18 protein-coding genes are annotated in these 21,809 nt (G+C 54.3%); 14 read left to right on the forward strand and 4 right to left on the reverse strand.

Annotation, left to right across the window (positions count from 1 at the left end; genetic code table 11):
* Positions 1-22 precede the first annotated feature (22 nt).
* The 7 genes from H6815_09940 to H6815_09970 all read left to right on the forward strand — a co-directional run bounded on the left by H6815_09940 (position 23) and on the right by H6815_09970 (position 8,380).
* Positions 23-1,858, forward strand: a complete 1,836-nt coding sequence (locus H6815_09940; GenBank protein ID MCB9860758.1) for a hypothetical protein — start codon at positions 23-25, stop codon at positions 1,856-1,858.
* An 86-nt stretch (positions 1,859-1,944) separates the two neighbouring features.
* Positions 1,945-2,937: an ABC transporter permease gene (locus H6815_09945; protein ID MCB9860759.1), complete on the forward strand. Its 993-nt coding sequence runs from the start codon at positions 1,945-1,947 to the stop codon at positions 2,935-2,937.
* Positions 2,934-4,553, forward strand: coding sequence for an ABC transporter permease (locus H6815_09950; GenBank protein ID MCB9860760.1), 1,620 nt, complete (start codon positions 2,934-2,936; stop codon positions 4,551-4,553). The genes H6815_09945 and H6815_09950 overlap by 4 nt, the downstream gene beginning before the upstream one ends.
* Positions 4,554-4,587: 34 nt before the next feature.
* Complete coding sequence (locus H6815_09955; GenBank protein MCB9860761.1) at positions 4,588-5,646, forward strand: ABC transporter ATP-binding protein; 1,059 nt, start codon at positions 4,588-4,590, stop codon at positions 5,644-5,646.
* 42 nt (positions 5,647-5,688) lie between these two features.
* Complete coding sequence (locus H6815_09960; protein MCB9860762.1) at positions 5,689-6,675, forward strand: ATP-binding cassette domain-containing protein; 987 nt, start codon at positions 5,689-5,691, stop codon at positions 6,673-6,675.
* Between the two features lie 230 nt (positions 6,676-6,905).
* Positions 6,906-7,526: a nucleoside monophosphate kinase gene (locus H6815_09965; GenBank protein ID MCB9860763.1), complete on the forward strand. Its 621-nt coding sequence runs from the start codon at positions 6,906-6,908 to the stop codon at positions 7,524-7,526.
* A gap of 65 nt (positions 7,527-7,591) precedes the next feature.
* Positions 7,592-8,380 (forward strand): prepilin-type N-terminal cleavage/methylation domain-containing protein, encoded by a 789-nt coding sequence (locus H6815_09970; protein ID MCB9860764.1) that lies wholly within the window; start codon positions 7,592-7,594, stop codon positions 8,378-8,380.
* A 21-nt stretch (positions 8,381-8,401) separates the two neighbouring features.
* Here H6815_09970 and H6815_09975 read toward each other — a convergent pair whose 3' ends face one another.
* Positions 8,402-9,778 (reverse strand): transglutaminase domain-containing protein, encoded by a 1,377-nt coding sequence (locus H6815_09975; protein ID MCB9860765.1) that lies wholly within the window; start codon positions 9,776-9,778, stop codon positions 8,402-8,404.
* A 310-nt stretch (positions 9,779-10,088) separates the two neighbouring features.
* Between H6815_09975 and H6815_09980 the strand changes: the two genes are divergently transcribed.
* Positions 10,089-11,519 carry a class II fumarate hydratase gene (locus H6815_09980; protein ID MCB9860766.1) on the forward strand — a complete coding sequence of 477 codons (1,431 nt, stop codon included), beginning with the start codon at positions 10,089-10,091 and terminating at the stop codon, positions 11,517-11,519.
* A 48-nt stretch (positions 11,520-11,567) separates the two neighbouring features.
* Positions 11,568-13,217, forward strand: coding sequence for a Ppx/GppA family phosphatase (locus H6815_09985; GenBank protein ID MCB9860767.1), 1,650 nt, complete (start codon positions 11,568-11,570; stop codon positions 13,215-13,217).
* Between the two features lie 166 nt (positions 13,218-13,383).
* Here H6815_09985 and H6815_09990 read toward each other — a convergent pair whose 3' ends face one another.
* Entirely contained in the window at positions 13,384-14,331 is a 948-nt protein-coding gene (locus H6815_09990; GenBank protein MCB9860768.1) for a hypothetical protein, read from the reverse strand.
* A gap of 575 nt (positions 14,332-14,906) precedes the next feature.
* Between H6815_09990 and H6815_09995 the strand changes: the two genes are divergently transcribed.
* Genes H6815_09995 through H6815_10005 form a run of 3 tightly spaced genes read left to right on the forward strand, consistent with a single transcriptional unit; the run spans position 14,907 to position 17,286 of the window.
* Entirely contained in the window at positions 14,907-15,329 is a 423-nt protein-coding gene (locus tag H6815_09995; protein ID MCB9860769.1) for a bifunctional nuclease family protein, read from the forward strand.
* Positions 15,326-16,612 (forward strand): tRNA pseudouridine(13) synthase TruD, encoded by a 1,287-nt coding sequence (gene truD / locus H6815_10000; GenBank protein MCB9860770.1) that lies wholly within the window; start codon positions 15,326-15,328, stop codon positions 16,610-16,612. The genes H6815_09995 and truD overlap by 4 nt, the downstream gene beginning before the upstream one ends.
* Positions 16,609-17,286, forward strand: coding sequence for an HAD-IA family hydrolase (locus H6815_10005; GenBank protein ID MCB9860771.1), 678 nt, complete (start codon positions 16,609-16,611; stop codon positions 17,284-17,286). Before truD ends, H6815_10005 begins: the two co-directional genes overlap by 4 nt.
* 3 nt (positions 17,287-17,289) lie before the next feature.
* On the opposite strand, the gene H6815_10010 is transcribed toward H6815_10005, so the two are convergent.
* Complete coding sequence (locus H6815_10010; GenBank protein MCB9860772.1) at positions 17,290-18,582, reverse strand: glycosyltransferase; 1,293 nt, start codon at positions 18,580-18,582, stop codon at positions 17,290-17,292.
* Between the two features lie 93 nt (positions 18,583-18,675).
* Between H6815_10010 and H6815_10015 the strand changes: the two genes are divergently transcribed.
* Positions 18,676-19,767: an amidohydrolase family protein gene (locus H6815_10015; GenBank protein ID MCB9860773.1), complete on the forward strand. Its 1,092-nt coding sequence runs from the start codon at positions 18,676-18,678 to the stop codon at positions 19,765-19,767.
* A 4-nt stretch (positions 19,768-19,771) separates the two neighbouring features.
* Here H6815_10015 and H6815_10020 read toward each other — a convergent pair whose 3' ends face one another.
* Complete coding sequence (locus H6815_10020) at positions 19,772-20,218, reverse strand: hypothetical protein (protein MCB9860774.1); 447 nt, start codon at positions 20,216-20,218, stop codon at positions 19,772-19,774.
* 658 nt (positions 20,219-20,876) lie between these two features.
* Between H6815_10020 and H6815_10025 the strand changes: the two genes are divergently transcribed.
* Positions 20,877-21,674 (forward strand): hypothetical protein, encoded by a 798-nt coding sequence (locus H6815_10025; GenBank protein ID MCB9860775.1) that lies wholly within the window; start codon positions 20,877-20,879, stop codon positions 21,672-21,674.
* The last annotated feature ends 135 nt before the right edge of the window (positions 21,675-21,809 follow it).

The raw sequence follows: 21,809 nt of genomic DNA on the forward strand, positions 1-21,809 counted from the left end.
TTCGGGTTGATGGAGGAATGTCATGCGTGTGCGGATCTCAAAGCTTGTCAACTTCGCCATTGTCGCGGTATGCGTGGCTGGGGTGATGCATTCAGCGTCGACTGCAACGGCCCAATCGAGTACCGGTAAGAAAAAGGTGCTCCAACTTCCCATACGCACCGACGGGCCGAAGCGTCTTGATCCTGCACAGGGATCAACAACATATGACAACATGGCGATTGTCCAGATGTACGAGACGCTGCTCATCAATAAGTACACAAATCCACTTGAGATAGAGCCGCTCTTGCTTGCAGAGATGCCGACCACAGAGGACGACGGGAAAACGTGGCACTTCAAGCTGAAAGACGGAGTCGTGTTCTATAACCCGCACAAAGAGAATCTCTTTGGCGGTTCAAAGACCCGTCCGCTGACAACTGATGACGTGTTTTACTCGCTGAAACGATTGGCTGACAAGAAGAACCAGCTCAAGAACTGGTGGCTACTGGAAAATACGATCGTTGGTTTCGACGAGTACAAGGAAACACAGAACGAATCTGCATACTTTGACTACGACGCGCCAGTTTCTGGTTTCAGAAAGATCAGTGATTCCGAGTTTGAGATTGAGCTTGTGAAGCCGGTCTACCGGTTCCTGTACATTCTCAGCATGTTCCAGACCTCGATCGTCCCGCGTGAGGCTGTTGAAGCCTTTGGTGATGATTTTTCGTTCAAGCCTGTTGGCACAGGTCCGTTTACTCTCGACACATGGGTGCCGAAGATCAGCCTCACCCTGAACAGGAATCCTCATTACCACGATGTGCGGTATCCCGCTCGTGATGATTGGTCGCGTGATGATCGCCGCTTGCGGATGCATCGTGCTGCTGGCGAGCAGGTGCCATTTGTTGATCGCATCGAGTTCACAATGTTCATTGAGGATCAGCCGATGTGGCTGACGTTCAGTCAGAACGACATCGCATATACCGAAGTTCCAGCGGAGTACTTTGAGAAGGCGTTCGACAAACGCACACGCGAACTCCGCTCCGAACTGGCAAACCGCGGTGTGAGATCACACTCAAATATGCTGCTTGATTTCATCTTCCGCCACTTCAACATGGAGGATCCAATCCTTGGTATGTACGAAGAGGACGGGAGCTACTCAGAAAAGCATCGTGCGTTTCGTCAGGCAATCTGCTATGCGGTTGATCTCGATGAGTTTAATGAAACATTTTACAACGGGCTCAATGTTGTGTATGACGGTCCAATTCCTCCCGGCCTTGACGGGTTCCCAAGTGAACGCCCCGAATCAAGCTCGCGAGGACTTGATCTGGTCAAGGCACGCCAGAAGCTTGTTGAAGCTGGGTTTACCGTGGTGAACGGCAAGGCGACCGATGCACCAACGATTGACTTTTACACAAGCCGCGGCGGAAACAACCAGGAACAGACCGAGATGCTGGAGCGTCAGCTTGCAGAGATCGGCATCTCCATCAACAAGAACCTCGTCGATTTTTCAACACTAATCGAGTTTGTCGATAACAAGAAAGCGCAGTTCTTTGGGTTCGCATGGTCCAGCGACTATCCAGACGCTGAGAACAATCTCGCGCTTTTCTATGGCCCGAACGAATCGCCAGGCTCAAACCACGGTAACTACAAGCGTCCCGAGTATGACGCGATGTATCAGAATATCATTACCATGCCGCCCAGCTCGGAGCGCACAGAGATCTATGTCACGATGCGTGACATGATCCTTGAAGATGCGCCGTACGTTGGATCAATGGCGCGTGAGCGATTCTATCTGATCAACCCCTGGGCATTGAACTTCAAGCCAACCGAGCGATACTGGAGCTGGTTCAAGTTTGTCGACGTGGATGATTCGCTTCGATAAGCTCCGCATTGGTTCCTGAAGCGATTCCTCTAATATGTTTGCCGTACGTGTGTATGGTCGGTGTCTTACTCTGAAAAGGTCTGCCTATGTGGTCGTACATCATCCGCAGATTGCTGTACAACATTCCGGTGTACCTTGGCATTCTGCTGCTGGTCATGCTCGCGCTGCGAGTGAACGATCCTGTGACCGCGTATCAGGGGAAGAACGCGACTGCTGAACAGAAGGAACAACTTCGCAAGGACATGGGACTTGACAGGCCGTTCCTTGTGCAGTATGGCACGTTTGTGTCCCGGGTCGTCACACTGAACTTCAAGGATCGAAGTTGGGAGGAGAAGCGCCCGATCGGGCAGATGATTCGTGCGGCTGTCCCGCCGACCATCATGATCACAGTGCCGCAGTTGTTTCTCACGGCTTCGATCTCGATTGTGATCGGACTGGTCTGCTCGTTTTACAGAGGAAGATTGCCGGATAAGTCGCTCATGTTCGCGGCTGTGCTTGGGATGAGCATCAGCTATCTCGTCTACATTATGATGGGGCAGTACTACGGAGCCTATGTGCTTGGGGGCAAGGGCATCACTCCCTTTGAGGTTGAAGGATACGAGCCGATCTTCAGCTTCGAGCCGAATGCACCTGAAAAAGCGTCGTTCTTTATGCCAGGCAACTGGATGAAGTACTGTGCACTTCCGGTGCTGATTGGTGTGATCGTCGGCATGGGATACGACACCCGCTTCTATCGTGCGGTGATGGTTGAGGAATGTACACGCGACTACATCACCACAGCACGCGCGAAGGGGGCGACGAATCGAAAGATCATGTTTGTTCACATGCTGAAGAACGCGATGATTCCCATCATCACCCGTATCATGATCTCGCTGCCGTTTCTTATTGCCGGTTCGATTCTTGCTGAGTACTACTTCAATATTCCCGGGATGGGGCGCTTACTTATCAACTCGATTAACTCAAAGGACTTTCCGGTTGTGCAGTATGTGACCGCGCTCTTCGCTGCGGTCGTTATTTTCACTGTGATACTGACCGACGTGCTGTACGCGGTTGTTGATCCGAGGGTGCGATTGTCATGATGCAACGTATCCTCAACTCCCGCGGGTGGAAGAAGTTTCGACGGAACAAAGCCGCAATGGCGATGCTGTTTGTCATTGCTGCATACGTGGTCATTTCGCTCTGGATCGTGCTGACCAGTGCCATCAACTGGATGACGCATGGAGCGCTGGAGGATCGTCCGGTGCTCGGGGCGCTGCTTGTCAGCGGGACAAAGGCACGCGTCGGGCCGGATGAGTTTCCAGGATTTGGTGTCTCGGTTTCTCGCGAAAAGCAGTATCTCAACAACGTGTTCTATCTTGGGTTGCTGCAACGTGCTGCCGATGAAGTTGCAGGTCTTGATCCTTCTTTCGATCGAACCTTTGAGGATGTGCTGCGAGATTCTGGTGTATCGGGTCGACCGTTGATCTCGGTATCGATGGAAGCCCTCAAGTTGGATGCAGAGCATGGCGCCCAACTGCTCCAGTCAATCCGAGAGCCAAGTCTGGCACTGCCATCATGCACAAAGCTTGTTGAGTTGTGTGATATGCTGCCAGCGCAAGCAAAGCATGTTCAGGAGATCGCAAAGTCGGATGATGCGAAGCAACTTGATAATGCGGTTGAGTCGGTATCGAACACGATGCTGAATATCGGCGGTCATATCGAGGAGTACGAAAAGCACATCCGAGATCTATACCGGGTGGTTGATGAAGACACAGCATCAGAAGATGCTGATGCACTGCTCGCGATTGATGTCGAAGATGTCTACGACATGGACGACGCATTGTTTGATATCGAGGACTATAACGAGTCGCTTTATGACGCTGCACTGATTGACCGTATTCGGTCAGCAGCAGCAGCTCAGCAGACGAAAGTCAGCGATGTGATCGATGTGCAGATCGGACGCGTCAATGAGCTTGTTTCTCGCGTTATTCCGATGCCGAGTGGGTTTGCCGGATTGGTCTATCGACTCAAGATGATCTGCGGCACGGATGGCCAGGGACGATCTGTGCTTGTGCGTGCAATCTATTCGGCGAAGATTGCGATCCAGGTGGGTGTTGTGACGGGTTTAAGTGCGGTGCTGTTTGGTTCACTGCTCGGAGCTGCTGCAGCTTTCTTTGGGGGCTGGGTTGATCATTCCGTAAACTGGCTCTATTCAACGTTCTCGTCAATCCCCAGTCTTGTGCTGCTTGCAGTGCTCGCGTTCATGTTTATGGGGAGCGACGTTGACGGCACACTCGTGCCGTTGTATGTCGCGTTTGGAATGACATACTGGATTGGACCGTGCCGTGTGATTCGCGGCGAGGCGATGAAGATCAAAGAACTTGAGTATGTGCAGGCTGCCACCGCAATTGGGTTTGGACGGTTCTATATCCTTGTCAGACACATCATCCCTAACACACTGCATCTGATGTTCATCAACTTCAGCCTGCTCTTTATTGCTGCAATCAAGGGTGAGGTTATTCTCACGTTCCTAGGACTCGGTTTGAAGGATGGCGCAAGCTGGGGTCTCATGATCAACCAGTCAAAGTCGCAGATCGTGCAGGATTTCTTCTGGCAGATCGGCACTGCAACGTTCTTTATGTTTGTGCTCGTGCTCGCGTTCAATATTCTGACCGATGCACTGCAGGACGCGTTCGATCCCAAGCATGTGTCGTGATGTGAGGCGTTGATATCGGAGTAACAGGATCTTCATGACTGCGTTTGCTTCCAAAACAACTGACAGAGCCCGTGCCAAAGCCGGGGCACCGGTGCTTCAGGTGCGTCATCTCACAACCCGTTTTCGCACGGACGATGGCATTGTGACCGCGATTGATGATGTCTCGTACGATGTCTTTGCAGGTGAGACTGTTGGCATTGTTGGCGAGAGCGGCTGCGGCAAAACCGTGACCAGCAAGACCATCATGCGCCTCCTGCCCGAGCACGTTACCATCATTGATCCAAAGAGCGAGATCATGTTCGAGGGGAACAATCTCGTCAATGCCACTGAAAACGAGATGCGAGAGGTTCGTGGCGACAAAATCGCCATGATATTCCAGGAGCCGATGACAAGTCTGAACCCGGTGTTCACCGTCGGCTGGCAGCTTGATGAGGCGCTGAAGTATCACACAAAGCTCAACAAGCGGGAACGTCGCGATCGTGCGATCGAGATGCTCAGGCTCGTCGAGATGCCAAATCCGGAGCGCCGGGTGGATGAGTATCCGCATCAGCTTTCTGGTGGGATGCGCCAGCGTGTGATGATCGCGATCGCGCTGTGTTGTGAGCCGGATATTCTTATTGCTGACGAACCAACGACCGCGCTCGACGTGACGATCCAGGCGCAGATCCTTGACCTGATGAACCAGCTCAAGGAGAAACTGAACACTGCAATTGTGCTCATTACGCACGACCTCGGTGTTGTTGCACAGGTCTGCGATCGTGTTGTCGTGATGTATGCCGGGCGTGTTGTTGAGCAGGCGCCCGTGCGCGATCTGTTCAAGCGTCCCCAGCATCCATACACCAAGGCACTGCTCGATTCGATTCCCAAGTCTGGAAAGAAGGAAAAGGGCAAACGGCTTGCGACGATTCCCGGTATCGTGCCGAGTCTCCGAAATCTGCCAAAGGGATGTCGTTTCAACGAGCGATGCGCTTTCAGACAGGACAGATGTGTTGCAGAGGAGCCGGATCTGACAACCGGAGCCGATGGCAGGCAATATCGATGCTTTTTCCCAGTGCCGTCTCCGATGACTCTGACAATCGGCCAGACGCAGTAACCACATGAACACGCCAGAACAGACAGGGATTCGGAAAAACATATGCCACCGTTGATCCAAGCTCGCAACATTGTCAAGCACTTTCCCGTCAGAGGCGGGATGCTCAATCGCATAGTGCGCAAGGTGCATGCTGTCAACGATGTGTCGTTCGATATTAACAAAGGTGAGATTCTTGGTGTGGTGGGGGAGTCTGGTTGTGGCAAGAGCACGCTCGGCAAGGTCATTATTCGATTGATCGAACCCACAAGTGGAAGCATCAAGTATGATGGCAAGGAAGTGACCGATCTTGATCATGCAGCACTCATGCCGTTGCGCAAGCGCATGCAGATCATCTTTCAGGATCCGTATTCGTCTCTGAATCCCCGTCTTACAGTGCGTGCGCTGCTCAAGGAAGCGATCCGACTTCACAACATTGTGCCGCCACAGGAGATGGATGATTACATCGTCAATCTTGCGCAGACGGTTGGGCTTCGTCCCGATGCGGTTGATCGTTTCCCGCACGAGTTTTCAGGTGGTCAGCGCCAGCGTATCGGTATCGCTCGTGCGCTCGCTTTAAAGCCAGAGTTCATTATCGCTGATGAGCCGGTCAGTGCGCTCGACGTGTCCATCCAGGCGCAGGTGCTGAACCTGATGATGGAGCTCAAGGAAACGTTCGGGCTGACGATGATGTTCATCAGCCACGACCTGAAGGTCATTGAGCACTTCTGTGATCGTGTGCTGGTGATGTATCTTGGGCATCTGGTCGAAACGCTCTCGTGCGATAATCTGCATGAGGATGCAAAGCACCCGTACACAAAGGCGCTGCTCGGGGCCAACCCCATCAACGACCCAGACGAACGCAGGCCATTGACCGTGCTTCAGGGGGATGTACCGAGTCCATTCAATATGCCCAAGGGATGTCCATTTGCTGGTCGGTGCCCGCTTGTGGAGCCACGCTGCAGGACCGAGATGCCCCCTCTGAAGCAGCATTCGAACGGCCAAGCCGTGGCCTGCTGGGTGGTGAACGAGCCACAGCCCGCGGCTGTATAGCTCTCAGGCTTCTATTCACCCGTGACGACGTCGGGACAGGTCTGTGTTTTTTTGCTTCGGCAGTGTGTTTTTTCGTCTTCGTTTCTACGATGCGAACGGGTATCTGCGGGCTGGAACGCAAGATAATCCCAGTGGACGTTCTATTGAGACGATGCTGATGTCGAAGATTGGCCGGATGCCGTCAAGTGGAGGTCAGCAGCGTGTGGAACGGACTGGAGCGACGCAAGGACATGAGTGACCGGTACAAGTCAATTCTGCTGTTCGGTGCACCAGGTGTTGGCAAGGGAACGCAGGGGGCGCTGCTTGCCAAAGTCCCCGGATTCCATCACCTGTCGACCGGTGAGATGTTCCGCAATATGGATCGTGGGAGTGAGCTTGGGCGTGTGTTTACGCAGTACTCCCATCGCGGCGAGCTTGTGCCGGACGAACTGACCATCCGCTTGTGGGGTGAGAACGTCAACGCACGTCGTACGTTGGGTTTGTACAAGCCTGATCGAGACATTCTCCTGCTCGACGGGATTCCTCGAACCACTGCGCAGGCTCGGCTGATGGAGGGGCGCATTGAGGTGCTCGGTATCGTCCATCTCACCACATCCGATCCAGAGGTGATGGTGAAACGGCTCCGCGACCGCGCGTTGAAAGAGGGCCGTGTTGACGACGCGGACGAGAAGACGATTCGGCGCCGGTTTGAGGTGTACCAGAACGAAACACGGCCGATGCTCGAACACTACACGCCCGAACTTGTCCATGACGTCGAGGCAGTTGGCTCACCCGCGTATGTGCTGCTGAACATCCTGCAGGCGATTGTGCCTGTGCTTGAACAAGCTGGCGCGTGCTCGTGCGCCAAGTAATGCGGGATCCAGTGGAGTTGTACAAAAGGGCGAATAGTTCCAATTTTTTCACGCTACACTTGCATATGGGTACACGCCGCGCTTTCACATTGATCGAACTGCTTGTCGTAATCGCGATTATCTCGATCCTCATTGGCATTCTGCTCCCCGCTATGGGGGCTGCCCGGCACGCAGCGCGGGTGACCGTGTGCGCGACGAAGCTTCAGCAGATGGGCATTGGTCTCGCAATGTACTGGAACGATTATGAGCGAATGATGCCGCAGGTGCTCGTTGATGTGGGTGCTGGGGTGCCGAAGCCTGTTGGTGCGCTCTTCGGTGGCAAGAAGGGGACGCTGCCCGCGTTCGGGATCAACGAGTTTGGCGCTGAACGCAGACCGTTGAACCAGTATCTCATGAATCGCGACGTGCCGAAAGACGATGAGACCGGCGTTGTGGAACTGGAAGAGTACCATTCGCCTCTCGATTCTGGCGCGAATGTTCCCGGTGTCGGACCGGTCGAATCGATGTACGACCTGCTTGGTTCAAGCTACACAATCAATGATCATGCACTCGATACGGTGCCGTATGTTGACACAATCCCGACGTTGGTTCCAGACTTTGGTGGGCGTATGCCGCGTATTGCCCAGCCGTCGAGAACAATCGCTATCGCAACACACACGGTCTACAACTATGATGACGATGGCGATCGCGAGACATACTGGTTCGACAAGCGGCAGATCAAAGCGAACATTCTGTTTGTTGATCTGCACGTGAAAGCTGGTCTGCGTGTGCCATACACACCGGGCGAGCCGACAAACACGACCAAGGACTACACGTTTCTTCCAGTGCCCGAACCACTCCAGCCAGATGAGTAGATACGAGTTTCCTCGTACGGATTACCGCGAGTTGGTTTTGTCACTTCCGCGCTGTGCAGTGCTGATCGCACTGAACGCGATGTGCTGGATCGCAATCCCGGGTGCATCTGGCCTAAACCATAACCCATAGAATGCAGGCGAGCCGTAGGCGCGTGTGTTTATGGGTGCTGGCGGATGGAAATGATGCGCAATCGGAACGACACGGTTCAGTTCATCGTGTGTTCCAAAGAACGGCCACTCACGATCAACACCGCGCGGACGAGAGCTTGATTTACGCATGCGCGGCACATCAACAGGAACCCACGTCAGTGTCTTTGTTGATTCATCCCACAATGCAAACTCGGTCCAGGCACGAAGTGCGTTTTCCTTTTTCTTTCCCGTGAACAGTTTGTCATCATCCTCGCCAACATCAAAGCCAACGACAACACGTGCCGGAAGGCCTGCCCGTCTATACACAGCGGTGAGGAGTGCCGACATCTCAAACTGAGAGCCGCGTCTGCTTGTGAGCGTTTCGGCTGGTGATTTGAGATCGAGACCCTCAATCTCACCGTTCTTGTTGAAGTTCAAGCCTTGTGTTGAGATCTGTACGGATCCCTGGACAGCGCCCGCCAGTGTCTTGGCAAGCAGCACGGGCGGCATAGAGTCGGGACTCTGCCCCTTCAACCACTTTGTGATGTTGTCGTCGATCGGCTTCGTGTCGTAGGGTCCAACCTTTCCGTTGACCGGGCCATAATCAAGATACAACTGAGGTTCAAAGGTGGATGTACATACAGTGGGCCATTTTCCAGTCGGCCATGCGACCTTCATCGCAGCCTCTTCGTCGAACACCGTGTTGAAGCAGAACATCGGGTATTCGAGCGTGAAGCTGACCGATGCGCCGGTTGCTGCAGGAATGTGCCAGTATCCAAACCGAGCGCCGGAGTTCATGTTCGGTTTGACTGTGACATTGCCCGGGAACTGTGTATCGCCCACGCTTACTTCAGCCTTCGCTTTAGTGACATCGGAGCCACTGCTTGACGCGGTGCGATCAAGCACAGGAAACACGACTGTTGCCTCTTCAAAGGTAAAGTCTGACTCAGTTGGCATGCCCTTGCCATCGACGAGGTCCGCCTGCCTGATACCAAGACGAACCATGAGCGTGAGACTCTTGGGAAGTTCCTGTGTGAGGAAAGGACTCTGAACCTGCGACGGTACTGGTACAGCGCCGGAGTCGGTGCTTCCGGGTGTTGCATGTTGTGGGGCATCCTTTGGCCCAAGCTGATCCTTTGTGATGGTTGGTTGTGGTCGCTGCCGCTGCGCATGGGCAGGTACTGCAAGACCAAGCGCTGCAATGGCAACAACAAACAGCGACAAGACAGATGCTGTGTGTGAAGTAAGCCGATGTGCGTGGGAAGTCACGATCGCTCTCCCTTTCGGTGTTCCATGTACTGGTGATCTGGTCGATCACCCCCTCACCAGAGCATACGCCCGGACATCACCCTTGTTCCCGGAATATGTGAAAGTGGACGGAAGGCTGAGAGCAGGCCGGCTTTTCGTGCAGAAATGCGGATTGACAGCATGTATTTCATCAGCAACGCTATGATTGACTCGTCTTTGGGATGAGGTATTCCACAGTCCAATCCGGGAGGTCAGCGTGGCACAACATGCAGGTGGGGCATCTGTTCTGGAAGCGTCGCAAGGTACTGCAACTCGTGTAGAAGCTGATTCCATGGGCACGATGGAGGTGCCCGCCGATCTGCTGTATGGTGCGTCCACGCAACGGGCCGTATTGAACTTTCCGGTGTCCGGTAGACCGGTGCCAGAGCAGGTCATCCAGGCGTACGCCCTTCTTAAGTCCATGTGTGCTCAAGCAAATGAAGAGTTGGACTTGCTCGATGCGCAGCGATCCAAGGCAATCCAGACCGCGTGTGATGCGATAAAGCATGGGCTTCCCCAGCATGGCGGTCTGATGCGTCATTTTCCTGTTGACATCTTCCAGACAGGTTCGGGCACATCCACCAATATGAATGTGAACGAGGTTGTGTCAAACCTCGTCTGTATTGCGCGAGGAAAACCAATTGGCTCTTCCAAAGATGCAGAGTATCTCAAAGCAGGTGGCGTTCATCCGAACGATCACGTCAACATGGGGCAGTCCTCAAACGACACGTTCCCGACTGCGATGCACATAGCGGCTGCTCTTTCGATCGCCAATGAGTTGATTCCAGCGATTGACAAGATCACGCAGTCACTTGATCGTAAAGCCAAATCCTTCGATGAGATCGTCAAGATCGGGCGCACGCATCTCCAGGACGCAACACCCATACGTCTGGGGCAGGAGTTTGCAGGTTATACATCGCAGATGCAGCACGCGAGAGTGCGACTTGAGCGGGCACTTGCAGCGCTTGGTGAACTCGCACTGGGCGGCACAGCTGTTGGGACAGGCATCAATACACACGGGAAGTTCGGATCGCTGGTTGCGAAAAAGCTGGCAGCACATACCGGTGTCCAGTTTCGAGAGGCTGAGGATCATTGCGAAGCACAACACGCTAAGGATGCCATTGTTGAGACATCAGGTATGCTGCGCACAGTTGCGGTCAGCTTGTCAAAGATTGCAAACGATATTCGTTGGATGGGGTGCGGGCCGCGATGTGGCATTGGTGAGTTGAAGCTCCCGGCTGTGCAGCCCGGTTCGTCAATTATGCCCGGGAAGGTGAATCCGGTGTTGTGCGAGTCGGTCATGATGGTGTGCTGCCAGGTGATAGGGAACGACGCAGCTGTAACCATGGGTGGTCTAGGTGGTATTGGTAGCATCCTTGATCTCAACGTAGCGATGCCTGTGATGGCAGCAAATGTGCTGGACTCCATTCATTTGCTCTCTCGTGCATGCCACGTGTTCGTTGATAATTTGCTTGATGGTCCCGAAGGGTCCGGCGGGTTGCAGGCAGACGTTGATCGGTGCAAGGAGCTCATCGAGGGATCACTGGCAATGTGTACATCCTTGGTGCCGGCAATTGGATATGACCAGTCGGCTGCACTTGCCAAGCGGGCATACAAGGAAGGCAAGACAGTTCGCGAACTCGCAAGAGAGCTCGGCGTGCTGTCAAACGAGGAACTCGACAGGCTGCTCGATCCCATGTCCATGACCAAGCCAGTAGCTTGAAACAACGCGTGTCGTCGGGATTTGCCTGGAGTTGTTGAGGGGGAGTTGATGACGACGCACTCATCATCGATATCCGCTCAATCCGACGAGGTGACGGCACCTTCGCTCCAGTTTCCTGTTCGCATCGCTGCGATCGATGTGGGCAGCAACAGCATCCGGCTTATTGTCGCCGATGTGCATGAAGACAGTTCGTACCGCGTGCTTGATGATGAGCGTGAGCTTGCGCGACTTGGTTCCGAACTCCCAATTACTGGCCGGTTGCCAGAGGCAGCAACGGAAGTTGCGATGGGCGCGCTGAAGCGGATGCGCGATCTGACCGATGCATTCAAGGTGAACCAGCTTCGATGCATAGCAACGTCTGCTGTCCGCGATGCCACAAACGGTAAAGCCTTTGTTGATCGTGTCAGATCTGAGATCGGGCTTGAGCTTGAAGTGATTTCAGCAGAGCGCGAGGCGAGGCTTGCGTTCAGATCCATCTCGCGTCAGCACAACCTGCAACATCACCTTGTTGCTGCCATGGATATCGGCGGGGGAAGCGCGCAGCTGATCCTTGCTGCTGGTTCTGTTGTCGAGAACGTCTACCCCTTCAAGCTGGGGGCAGTTCGGCTTGCGAGTGAGTTTCCCTTTGATAAGCGGCCTCACATTCAACAATACGATAAGTTGCGTTCCCATGTGCGTGAGCAACTGCTCTCAAAGCTGACAGAGCCTCCATTCCATCCGGAAGTGCTCATCGGCACCGGAGGCACCTTTACAACATTGGGAGCGATCCACAATGCATCGGTTTCTGGTGGAACGTCGTCTGCAGGTGTACAGGGTGTTGAGTTGTCCCGCGCGCAACTGCACCACATTGTTGATCGTCTTCTGATGCTGCCACTTGAGAAACGTCGTGGTGTGAGCGGTTTGCCAGCCGATCGTGCTGACATCATTGTGCATGGGTTATGCGTTGTTGATGAAACAATGGAAGTTCTCGGGATCAACAGGGTGCGCGTTCATGAGGGTGGCGTGCGCGACGGGCTGATCAACGAGATGATTCGTGATCTGCTTGGAAGCAGGGGCCAGCATGCAGATCCGGTGAGGGACAGGCTCCGCTCGGTTCGACGCTTTGCCGAGCGGTGCGGATACGACAAGGAGCACGCAGAGCACACAATGCTGCTTGCGTGCAGAATATTTGATCAACTCTGCGAGCAACTTGCGCTCTTCCATGATGCACATGAGCAAGCAGAAGCTCGCATGATGCTCGAAGCAGGATCAATCCTGCATGATGTCGGTTACCTTGTGAACTACAGTGCTCATCACAAGCACAGCTACCACCTCATCTCGAATGCCGATCTTGAGGGGCTTTCAAAGCGCCAGGTCGAGATAATCGCGAACATAGCGCGGTACCATCGCAAGTCCGAACCAAAGAAAACGCACGCGCCTTTTCAGGCACTTGACGATGACGCGAAACACCTTGTGCGTCTGCTTGCCGGAGTTCTTCGCATAGCGGCCGGACTGAATCGCACACGGACAAGTGTGGTCCGTGATGTTCAGGTCGATGCGACAAAGCAAAGGCGATTGATTGTCATGGCCCTTGTTACCGATGGACACGCAGAAGCGGAGGTCTGGGGTGCAAAGCGAAAGGAAAATCTGCTTGCCGAGATGCTTGGTTATTCGATTGAGTTCGTCCTTCCGGAACGCGATGATGTGTTGAGCAAGTAGTGTCCGTCGGTTCATGTATTCACTAGACACTTCTTGTGCCCAGAATTGCATACGGGGATGCACCGCTGTCGCGATACATCCCCGAGCAGAACAAGAGGGAGTTTTCACTCACCATGAGATGCTGCAACTGTGTGCAGCATCTCAGGCGAAGAACTCAGACTTTGGATTACGGGCAGCCTGCTGCGTACTCGTTACCGAAGCAGATGTAATCGAAGATGTTCAGTGAGCCGCTGCCATCGCAATCGGCGTATGCGTTACCTGCTGCGTATTCGTTACCGAAGCAGATGTAATCGAAGATGTTCAACGCGCCGCTGCCATCGCAGTCAGCGTAGCAGGGAGCTGCGCCATCGGTTTCAACAAGGACATCGTCCATGAAGATGTCAGTTGCAGCATCGCTGTACATGTCAAGACATGCAACCTGCACGCCGCCGATTGCGCCACCACCTGAGAAGAGGTTGCCATTGCCGAACCAACCGGTCGGTGCTGTGGCGAGGGGTGTGTTGTTGTAGAAGTCCATGTACGAGTTGTTATCAAGGTCGATCTCGCAGCGGATCTCCACCCACTGATCGTACACGATCGGTTGCGAAAGGAAGTTCGGGTTTGCATTGAGGTTGTTGCCGACGAGACCAATGAGGCCTTCAAAGCTGATCTGCCATGACCAGTCGCAGTTTGCGGTTGCCTGACCGTAGTTGTTCAAGAGGATGGTGTAACCTGTGCCCGCGGATGATGACGCGACATAGGACATGCATGAGAATGTGACCATACCGGAGGTCGGCATGTTGCCGAGCACATTCTGGTAATCCTGCACGCAGTCACCAGAAGCTGTTCCGTACTGGATGGACTGGGCGCCGCTGCTTGCCTGTGCGTTTGTAACTGTGTGATCCGCACCTGTGCTGAACCAGCCCTGCCAGCCGTTGGCACCTTGAATACCTCCACCGAGTGCGTAGCTTTCGAAGTCATCCTGTGTCAGGACGGCATCGATACCAACGTTGGTGTGAGGATTGTTGGTCTGGACAAACTTGCCGGGATTTGCATTCGGCGTTGTGTCAGGACCAGCAAATGCTGTTGCTGCAATGAGTGAACCAGCGATGCACGCAATTGTTGATGTCCGCATTGATACTTCCCTTTCTCAACAGTGTTCTGAAACGAACAGAAACTCCATACTCTGCCCATCGCAGCTGCGCATGAACAAAGCAACCGGGCCGAAGTGATCACGTGATGCACTTCGACCAGTGTGAGAATCCATGCTCCACCGCACGGATGCTCTGCCAAAGAGTGCCGTCTGCCGCCGTCGAAAAAGGTTGCGCAACCTCCGCGGAGAACATCCGGACTCTGTGCCACATGAACTATTCAGATCATGTGAACAGGTACCATACTACATGATCTTCCCTGTCTCACAAGGCGTTACACGGGGCATTGTGAAAAATCGATCAAGTCTTACAGATGTCGGAAATGGGAATAAAGAAAACCCCCACGCACGTGGTGGTGGAGTTGCTTTCTTGGCTTGCTTGTAGCCGCTCATCTCTGTCTGTATCGAACATGAGGATGATGTGCATATGTCTAGGCAAGTAGCAGATTCTCCTAAGACGGGCTGCGAATCCGATTGCTACCATACTCCAGCAGATCCGATATAATGTACGTATTTTGTTAGTATGACGGCAGCGCCGGGAGGGTTGAGTGCAGATACTCATGGAGCTGTCCAGAATCCTGATTCGTGAACTCGACGAGTATCAGATCATCGAGCTTCGGGAAGTCGTTGATGACGATGATCGAGACGCGGGCCATCAAGCTCGATCGTTTCCCATCGTCATTGGGCTGCCGGAAGCGATGGCCATTGATCGCCGGCTCAAAGGGTTCCACATCAAACGCCCGCAAACACACGACCTGCTTGCAACGACAATTCGGGAACTCGGCGGCGAACTGCTCTCGATTACTATTAACGATCTCTCTGATCACACGTTCTTTGCCACGCTTGACATCAGGGACCAGAGCGAGAACGAGATTCACATCGATTGCCGGCCAAGCGATGCGATTGCAATTGGTATCGCTGGAAAAGTGCCTATTTACGTCGAAGAACACGTGCTTGATAACATCACGAGGCACGATGTATGAACGCGGCACATGACCTGCCGCACCCGTTCGACGGGCTTGCTTTGGCAACACAGGATCTGTCGGGAATCGCGTGTGCAGTACACGACGGCACTGTACCAGTGATTAAGCAGCAGCCGAGTGATTTTCTTGTTGAAGAGCAAGCGCTCTACCATCCGAGTGGAGATGGCGAACATCTTTATCTGTACGTGCAGAAGTCACGACTTACAACGCACTCGTGCGCACGAATACTCGCGGAGCATTTTCGAGTCGATGGGCTGAGCGTGGGATACGCTGGCTTGAAGGACACACAAGCAATCACACGTCAGATGTTTTCCGTGCATCTGCCGGGACGACGTCGTGAAGCCTTTTCGTCACTTGAACACGATCGGATTGAGGTGCTGTGGTCTGACTGGCACACCAACAAGCTTCGGCGCGGACACCTTGCTGGCAACCGGTTCTCGATCAGGATTCGCAACGTCGATCCATCGTCTGCGGTGCTTGCGCATCAGTGTCTCAGGGTGCTTGAGCGAGCGGGTGTGCCAAACTACTTTGGTCCACAGCGGTTTGGTATTGGGATGAACAATCACCGTGTCGGGCTTGCCCTGGTCATGCAAAGCTGGGCGGAGGCGATAGATCTGCTGCTGGGACCTGAAAAGGATCGGATAGTACCGCCGCAATCAGCTCGACTTGAGACTGCGCTGACGAAAGCTCTTGCACGCGGCGATTCGCACGAGCGAGCGTGCCGGATGATCCGTCCGAACGAGCGATCCATCTTTGTCTCGGCGTTGCAGTCAGCGATGTTCAACCAGATTCTGAGCAGGCGGATCGGCGCAGGGACGCTTGGCATGTTGGTCAAGGGCGATCGTGCGCAAAGAGAAGGGCAGCACAACACTTTTCTTGTCACCGAGTCTTCAATGGCTGATGCCGATCTGCTGCGAGATGTCGAAGCAATGCAGGTGAGCACTACAGGCCCGATGTGGGGCCCAAAGATGCAACGCGCTGCTAGCGACGTTGATGCGACTGAACTTGGCGTGCTGCACGAGTTCGGGCTGGCGGATGATGATCTCACTCACATGATTGATCTTGCTGGTGACATGGGAGCGGGTGAACGCAGGTCAATGCGTGTTCGAGTGACAGAGACCGATGTTGAGGGAGGAGTTGACGAGATAGGTCCGTATGTGCGATGTGCATTTACACTTCCCAAGGGCGCGTTTGCGACGAGCGTGCTTCGTGAGATCATCAAGTGTGATGCATCGCTGCGTTCGAATGCGGACAGCACTGCACCAGACAGGGTGGTATCGTGACAAAGGCAACTGGAATCAGAACCATGTGCTTTGATTGGGGCGGTGTGATTGTGCGTATCAGGCGGACATGGCAGGAAGCTGTTCGCGAGCACTTTTTGCATGACGCGAGACTTGCTCAGGCAGTTCTGGATGCTTTCGAGCAACGGCATGAAGATTACGTCCAACTGCATGCGGAACTCGAAACAGGCATGATGCTACCGGATGAGTACATTCGGCAACTCTGTGCATATGTCGATGGAATGATTGACGAGCAGCAGATGCGCGCACTGCATGATTCGGTGCTGGTTGTGGAGTATCCGGGGATGGCAGGGCTTGTCCAAACGATCGTGCAGCATCCATTCCTGCGGACCGCACTGCTCAGCAACTCAAACCCGATGCACTATGCCAGACATCTGCCGAGCGAGGGGAAAGCGGCTGATTTTCCGACAATCGGATTGCTTCAGTACCACATCATCAGCCACGAGGTAGGGGCAATGAAACCGAGCGAGACAATCTATCGTGCTGTTGAGTCAGCCACGTTGTGTCGTGGCCCGGAGATTCTGTTCTTTGACGATCTTCCGAAGAATGTTGAAGCAGCGCGAGCGCTTGGATGGCACGCAGAGCAGATCAACCACGACGGAGATCCTGCATTGCAGATTGGGCAGCACCTCGCTGCGTATGGGGTTAGGATCTGACACTCAGATTGTGTTGATGACGCGAATGAGCGCGGTATCGAATCTGTGTTCTGAGAACTGCTGTGCATGTACTGAGCACACCGATCGTGAGATCCTCGCGACGTCTCGAACACATGCAGCAATCTGACTCGGGTCCGGATCATCAAAGAAGATGCCGGTTTCGTGATCGCGCACGATGTCAAGAGCCCCTCCTTTTCGGCGGGCGATCACAGGACATCCGCACGCCTGCGCTTCTGCTGCGATCATACCAAAGTCCTCGATCTGCGGGAAGATGAGTGCATGTGCCTTTCGGTACAGCGCGCGAAGAGCAGGGTTGCTGACTTTGCCAAGCAGATGGAGCCCGGGAATCCCGTTGTACCTCGCCTGTAGTTCTGATGCCTGCGATCCGTGGCCTGCGATCAGCAGTGGGAGCCCCGCTACCAGCGCAGCATCGATAGCAAGATCGACACGTTTGTATGGCTCGAGTGCAGCAACATACAGCAAGAAGGGCTGGCTTAGTAACGCATGCGACAGGCTCAGCTCATGTGTGAGCACTTTGGTGTCGGTCTCGACTTCTGAAGCGTTGCTGGGTGTAAAAAAGGATGTCTGTACAGGTGGATGGATCACATCAGCGTCTTGATGAAAGCATCGCTGTATTTCCTGCTGCACGTGCGATGAGTTTGCAATAAACCTTGTCACGTGCTGCGAGCCGTGCTTGTCCCAGTATCGAAGCGGAGCACCAGCCAGTTTGAGTCCGAATCGTGCGATGCCCGCTGCGGATTCATCCCGCTGCGACCAGAGATACCGCGCTGGTGAATGGCAGTAGCACACATGCTTAACCCCCGATGGGATCCGCAGGTTCTTGATTGCTGACGAACTTGTGGAGATGACAAGATCAATGGGGGTGTGTTCGTGCAGATGCGAGAGTGTGCGTGAGAGCGAACCAACCGCAAACGGATATGCAGGGAGCAGCCAGCGACGGAGGAGGTTGGCTTCAGGCAACTCTCCAACATCTGAGACATGGCGTTTTAGCGCATCAACACATGGACCGATCGAGACGCCCGAATCAAACATTGTCAGCAGATCGGCAACATCGTGACGTCGTGATACGACACCTGCGATGCGTTCGAGGACGTGCTCACCCCCGCGAACGCCAACGGTCCAGTCATGGGCCAGAACGACGCGGGGTTTCCGTGTTGATGAGGATCCGGATGCACCGTGCTGCGGTTTATGTTCGATTTCCTGCGCGCGCGTGCCCTGTCTGGTCACGCGGATCGATTCGGGCTGACCCAAAGATGGTGCGATGGATACTGTCACTGATGCAATGGTTGGACCATCAAACCCCGGTATCCGGAGCTTGGGACCATTTCTGTGCAGATTCCACTGTTCCACTTGGAAGGGAGCGCCCGCATGACCCATGCAGCCAACCTGCTGCAACTCGACTACCGCGCGGAAGCTAGGAAACTTGGACATCCAGTGGCCCCGATAATTGACATCCACTCACATATCTCGGGAGATGTGGCTGTTGATGTGTATGCGGAGGCAGCTGAGCTGTACGGAATCGCGCGGACGTACTCCATGACACCACGTCCGCTAGCAGAATCGGTTGCCAGAAAACTGGGCGACAGGATCAGATTCATTGCAGTGCCGAACTTCGGTTCGCCCGATCGATTTCATGCGTTCACGGAGGGGTATCTCGACGACATCCGGTACTTTCGTGAGGTGCATGGCTCGCGCATGATCAAGTTTTGGAATGCGCCGCGACTCCACGACTTTGTGCCTACCGAGCATGCAAGGGATGTGATCGGGTTTGACAGCCCGTGGAGGATCCGGCAGGCGGAGCTTGCACAAGAACTTGGCATGATGATCATGGTGCATGTTGCCGATCCCGATACGTGGTTCAAGACCACATACGCAGACGCGAGCCGATACGGTACAAAGGTCGAGCAATATGCTTCACTTGAGCGCGCACTCGATCGGTTTGATTGTCCATGGATAGCCGCGCATATGGGCGGCTGGCCCGAAGACCTTGCGTTTCTGTCGGGATTGCTCGAACGCCACGACAACCTGTATCTTGACTGCTCTGCAACGAAGTGGCAGGTACGCGAACTCAGCAAGCACTCGCACGATGACTTCATGCGATTTGCTACGCGATGGAACGGTCGAATCCTGTTTGGTTCGGATATCGTGACAACAGAGCAGCACATCGAGAAAACAGATGGAGGTTCGCATCCGATGGGTGCTCTCGCGAGCACACGGGAGCAGGCGTTTGATCTGTATGCCAGTAGATATTGGGCGCTACGGACAATGTTCGAAACCGATTACGACGGACAAAGCCCGATCGCAGACCCGGATCTTGCGAAGGTTGAACCCGAGCGGTTTACCGAACTCGACGCGCCGCGGCTGGTTGGAAGATCCATGCCGCATGACATGCTGCGCACACTGTACACAGCGTCCGAGCTCGTGCTCACTCGAGCGCACGATACGGCATCAAGAACATAGCGTGTTAGTTTCGCGTGCTTTGATTCGCTCGTTGAGACAATGTGTTGCAGACGTCGCGGAGTGTGAGCGCCATAAGCGTGTTTCGGTCAAATGTTTCTGTGAGATTGAAATGGGAAGGCCCAAGCACATCCATGAAACCCGGGCTGTGGCGTAGCGGCGCAAGCGAAGCCTTCCTGATCGACGCAGTTATGTTCTGATCCCCGATGCGTCCATCCGGCTGCATGTACCCACCCCCGCCGTACAGACCAACGAGTCCATTCGCGACGATGTAGAACTCAATCGTGCAGGTTGATGCGTTTGAGTTGCGAGGTGTCTTGCCGATACGCGGCTCAAGAAACAACTGCACGTGTGTGATTGTGCCTGAGAGCGTGGAAGGGAGCGACTCCGAATCGAGATGCTCTGCCGGGATATCCGTGATGTAAAAGTCAGCCGTGCCCGAATCTCCTGCCATGTAAACAGCGTACTGCGGCTTGATGGTGAGCGTACTCGTGCCGTCTGCAGAGATAATCTGAGATCGCGATGAAGTGGTGCATGAGGGAAGCAGGGCAGCGATACAGCAGAGGACCATCAGAAACGATACCTGAAGCCGTGTTTGGGGAAAGGTTGGGGATGGATGGGAACAATGTATGGTGCTCATGCGTCCGTAGTGTAGGGAAATACTGAAATGTCTTTCGGGATTCCTCTGAATAGACAACATGCGGCCCGCTAGCCATGTGTGCGATGAACCGAGAGGGGTGATGAGCGTGCTTCAACGTATTCAAATCAAGCGTTCGACGAGTGGTGTGTTGGCAGGGTTTGTGCTGGCAGGTTGTGCGGCGGGTGGAGCAAACGCTCAGACCCGGATGCAGTTTCCCACAACCAAGCCATTCGGACCACGGACAACATCCGCACCAAGTACAGGTCCGATGTCGCGTCCAGTTTTGACCCGTCCAAGTTATGGAACGCCACAGAATCGGGTTCGGACAAACCAGGATCGTTTTGTGTATAAGCCGTATCCGACTCGGCATCAAACCAATGAACCGATTGTGTACATAGGGAATACCTCAGCATGCGACGGGCCGGAGTTGTGGACGTACGCGCATGAGCATCAGCATTTCCGTGACAGAGGTGTGCACAGGTCAGGTGTAGGCCTGCGTATCGGATATTCCGACGACAACTTCAACCTGTCGCTGCACGCTGGCTCTCCATACTACTCCCATTATGGACACTCACTCCACCGTCGGTATGTATGCGAGCCGGTTGTATATTCGCCGTTGTATGGCAGTGTGTATGACATCCGCTGGCGCTATCCACGGACCAGTTATTCCTCTGCATATCCGAATGAGAACTGGGGGACTGCTTCGACAGAAGTGGTGTACGTTGGCGCAACATCCGTTGCGCCGACATACGAGCACCCTGCACCTGCGCCCCAGCAGCAAGTACCACAAGCATCTAATATTCCGGAAGATATCCAAAGCGCTGCTGCGAGCCTCCGCAACGGTCATACTGGTCAGGCTATTGATACACTGCGCAACTATGTCGCATTGAACGATACGGACACCCTTGCGTCCCGCGCACTTGCAGTCGCTCTGCTGCGCAATGGCGACACGGCTTCAGGTGTGGCGCTGATTGGGCTGGTATATGAACGTGATCCTTCGCTCGCATCAAAGCCGATCGACGGGCAGTTCTGGCTCGGGAACGACCGCGCGTTGCGAGAGCTTGTGCGCGATGTATCCGGCTATGCGAATCAGGCTGGCACGCCATCGGGCTGGCTGACACTGGCGGTCCTCATGCAGGCGGAGGGGCGCGACTATCACGCTCGCCAGATGCTTGAGCGTGCAGAGCGTGCTGGGCTCCAGACAAGGGTGCTTGGTCCGATGCTTCAGGCCACCGGCAGCAGACGTGTAGTTGGTCGAGGGCTTCAATAAGCCTGCTCTTGCCCTGAAATCTGGTCTTGATCGCACGCCAGTCACGTTTCAGGCTGGGGTTTGCTTTGTCGATTGGAGGCTCTATCATTTCGGCCCGAGTCTGATTCGCTGAATCCGGCTGATTTCAGGCTCACA

The sequence above is a fragment of the Phycisphaeraceae bacterium genome, assembly GCA_020639155.1.
In the GTDB taxonomy this organism is placed as follows: Bacteria; Planctomycetota; Phycisphaerae; order Phycisphaerales; family UBA1924; genus JACKHF01.

Coding starts and splice junctions, on each gene's coding strand:
- H6815_09970 (MCB9860764.1), top strand. CDS start 7,592: ATGGGTACACGCCGCGCTTTCACATTGATCGAACTGCTTGTCGTAATC.
- truD (MCB9860770.1), top strand. CDS start 15,326: ATGAACGCGGCACATGACCTGCCGCACCCGTTCGACGGGCTTGCTTTG.
- H6815_09990 (MCB9860768.1), bottom strand. CDS start 14,331: ATGCGGACATCAACAATTGCGTGCATCGCTGGTTCACTCATTGCAGCA.
- H6815_09980 (MCB9860766.1), top strand. CDS start 10,089: ATGGGCACGATGGAGGTGCCCGCCGATCTGCTGTATGGTGCGTCCACG.
- H6815_09995 (MCB9860769.1), top strand. CDS start 14,907: ATGGAGCTGTCCAGAATCCTGATTCGTGAACTCGACGAGTATCAGATC.
- H6815_09945 (MCB9860759.1), top strand. CDS start 1,945: ATGTGGTCGTACATCATCCGCAGATTGCTGTACAACATTCCGGTGTAC.
- H6815_10015 (MCB9860773.1), top strand. CDS start 18,676: ATGACCCATGCAGCCAACCTGCTGCAACTCGACTACCGCGCGGAAGCT.
- H6815_10020 (MCB9860774.1), bottom strand. CDS start 20,218: ATGGCAGGAGATTCGGGCACGGCTGACTTTTACATCACGGATATCCCG.
- H6815_09955 (MCB9860761.1), top strand. CDS start 4,588: ATGACTGCGTTTGCTTCCAAAACAACTGACAGAGCCCGTGCCAAAGCC.
- H6815_09960 (MCB9860762.1), top strand. CDS start 5,689: ATGCCACCGTTGATCCAAGCTCGCAACATTGTCAAGCACTTTCCCGTC.
- H6815_09965 (MCB9860763.1), top strand. CDS start 6,906: ATGAGTGACCGGTACAAGTCAATTCTGCTGTTCGGTGCACCAGGTGTT.
- H6815_09940 (MCB9860758.1), top strand. CDS start 23: ATGCGTGTGCGGATCTCAAAGCTTGTCAACTTCGCCATTGTCGCGGTA.
- H6815_09950 (MCB9860760.1), top strand. CDS start 2,934: ATGATGCAACGTATCCTCAACTCCCGCGGGTGGAAGAAGTTTCGACGG.
- H6815_09985 (MCB9860767.1), top strand. CDS start 11,568: ATGACGACGCACTCATCATCGATATCCGCTCAATCCGACGAGGTGACG.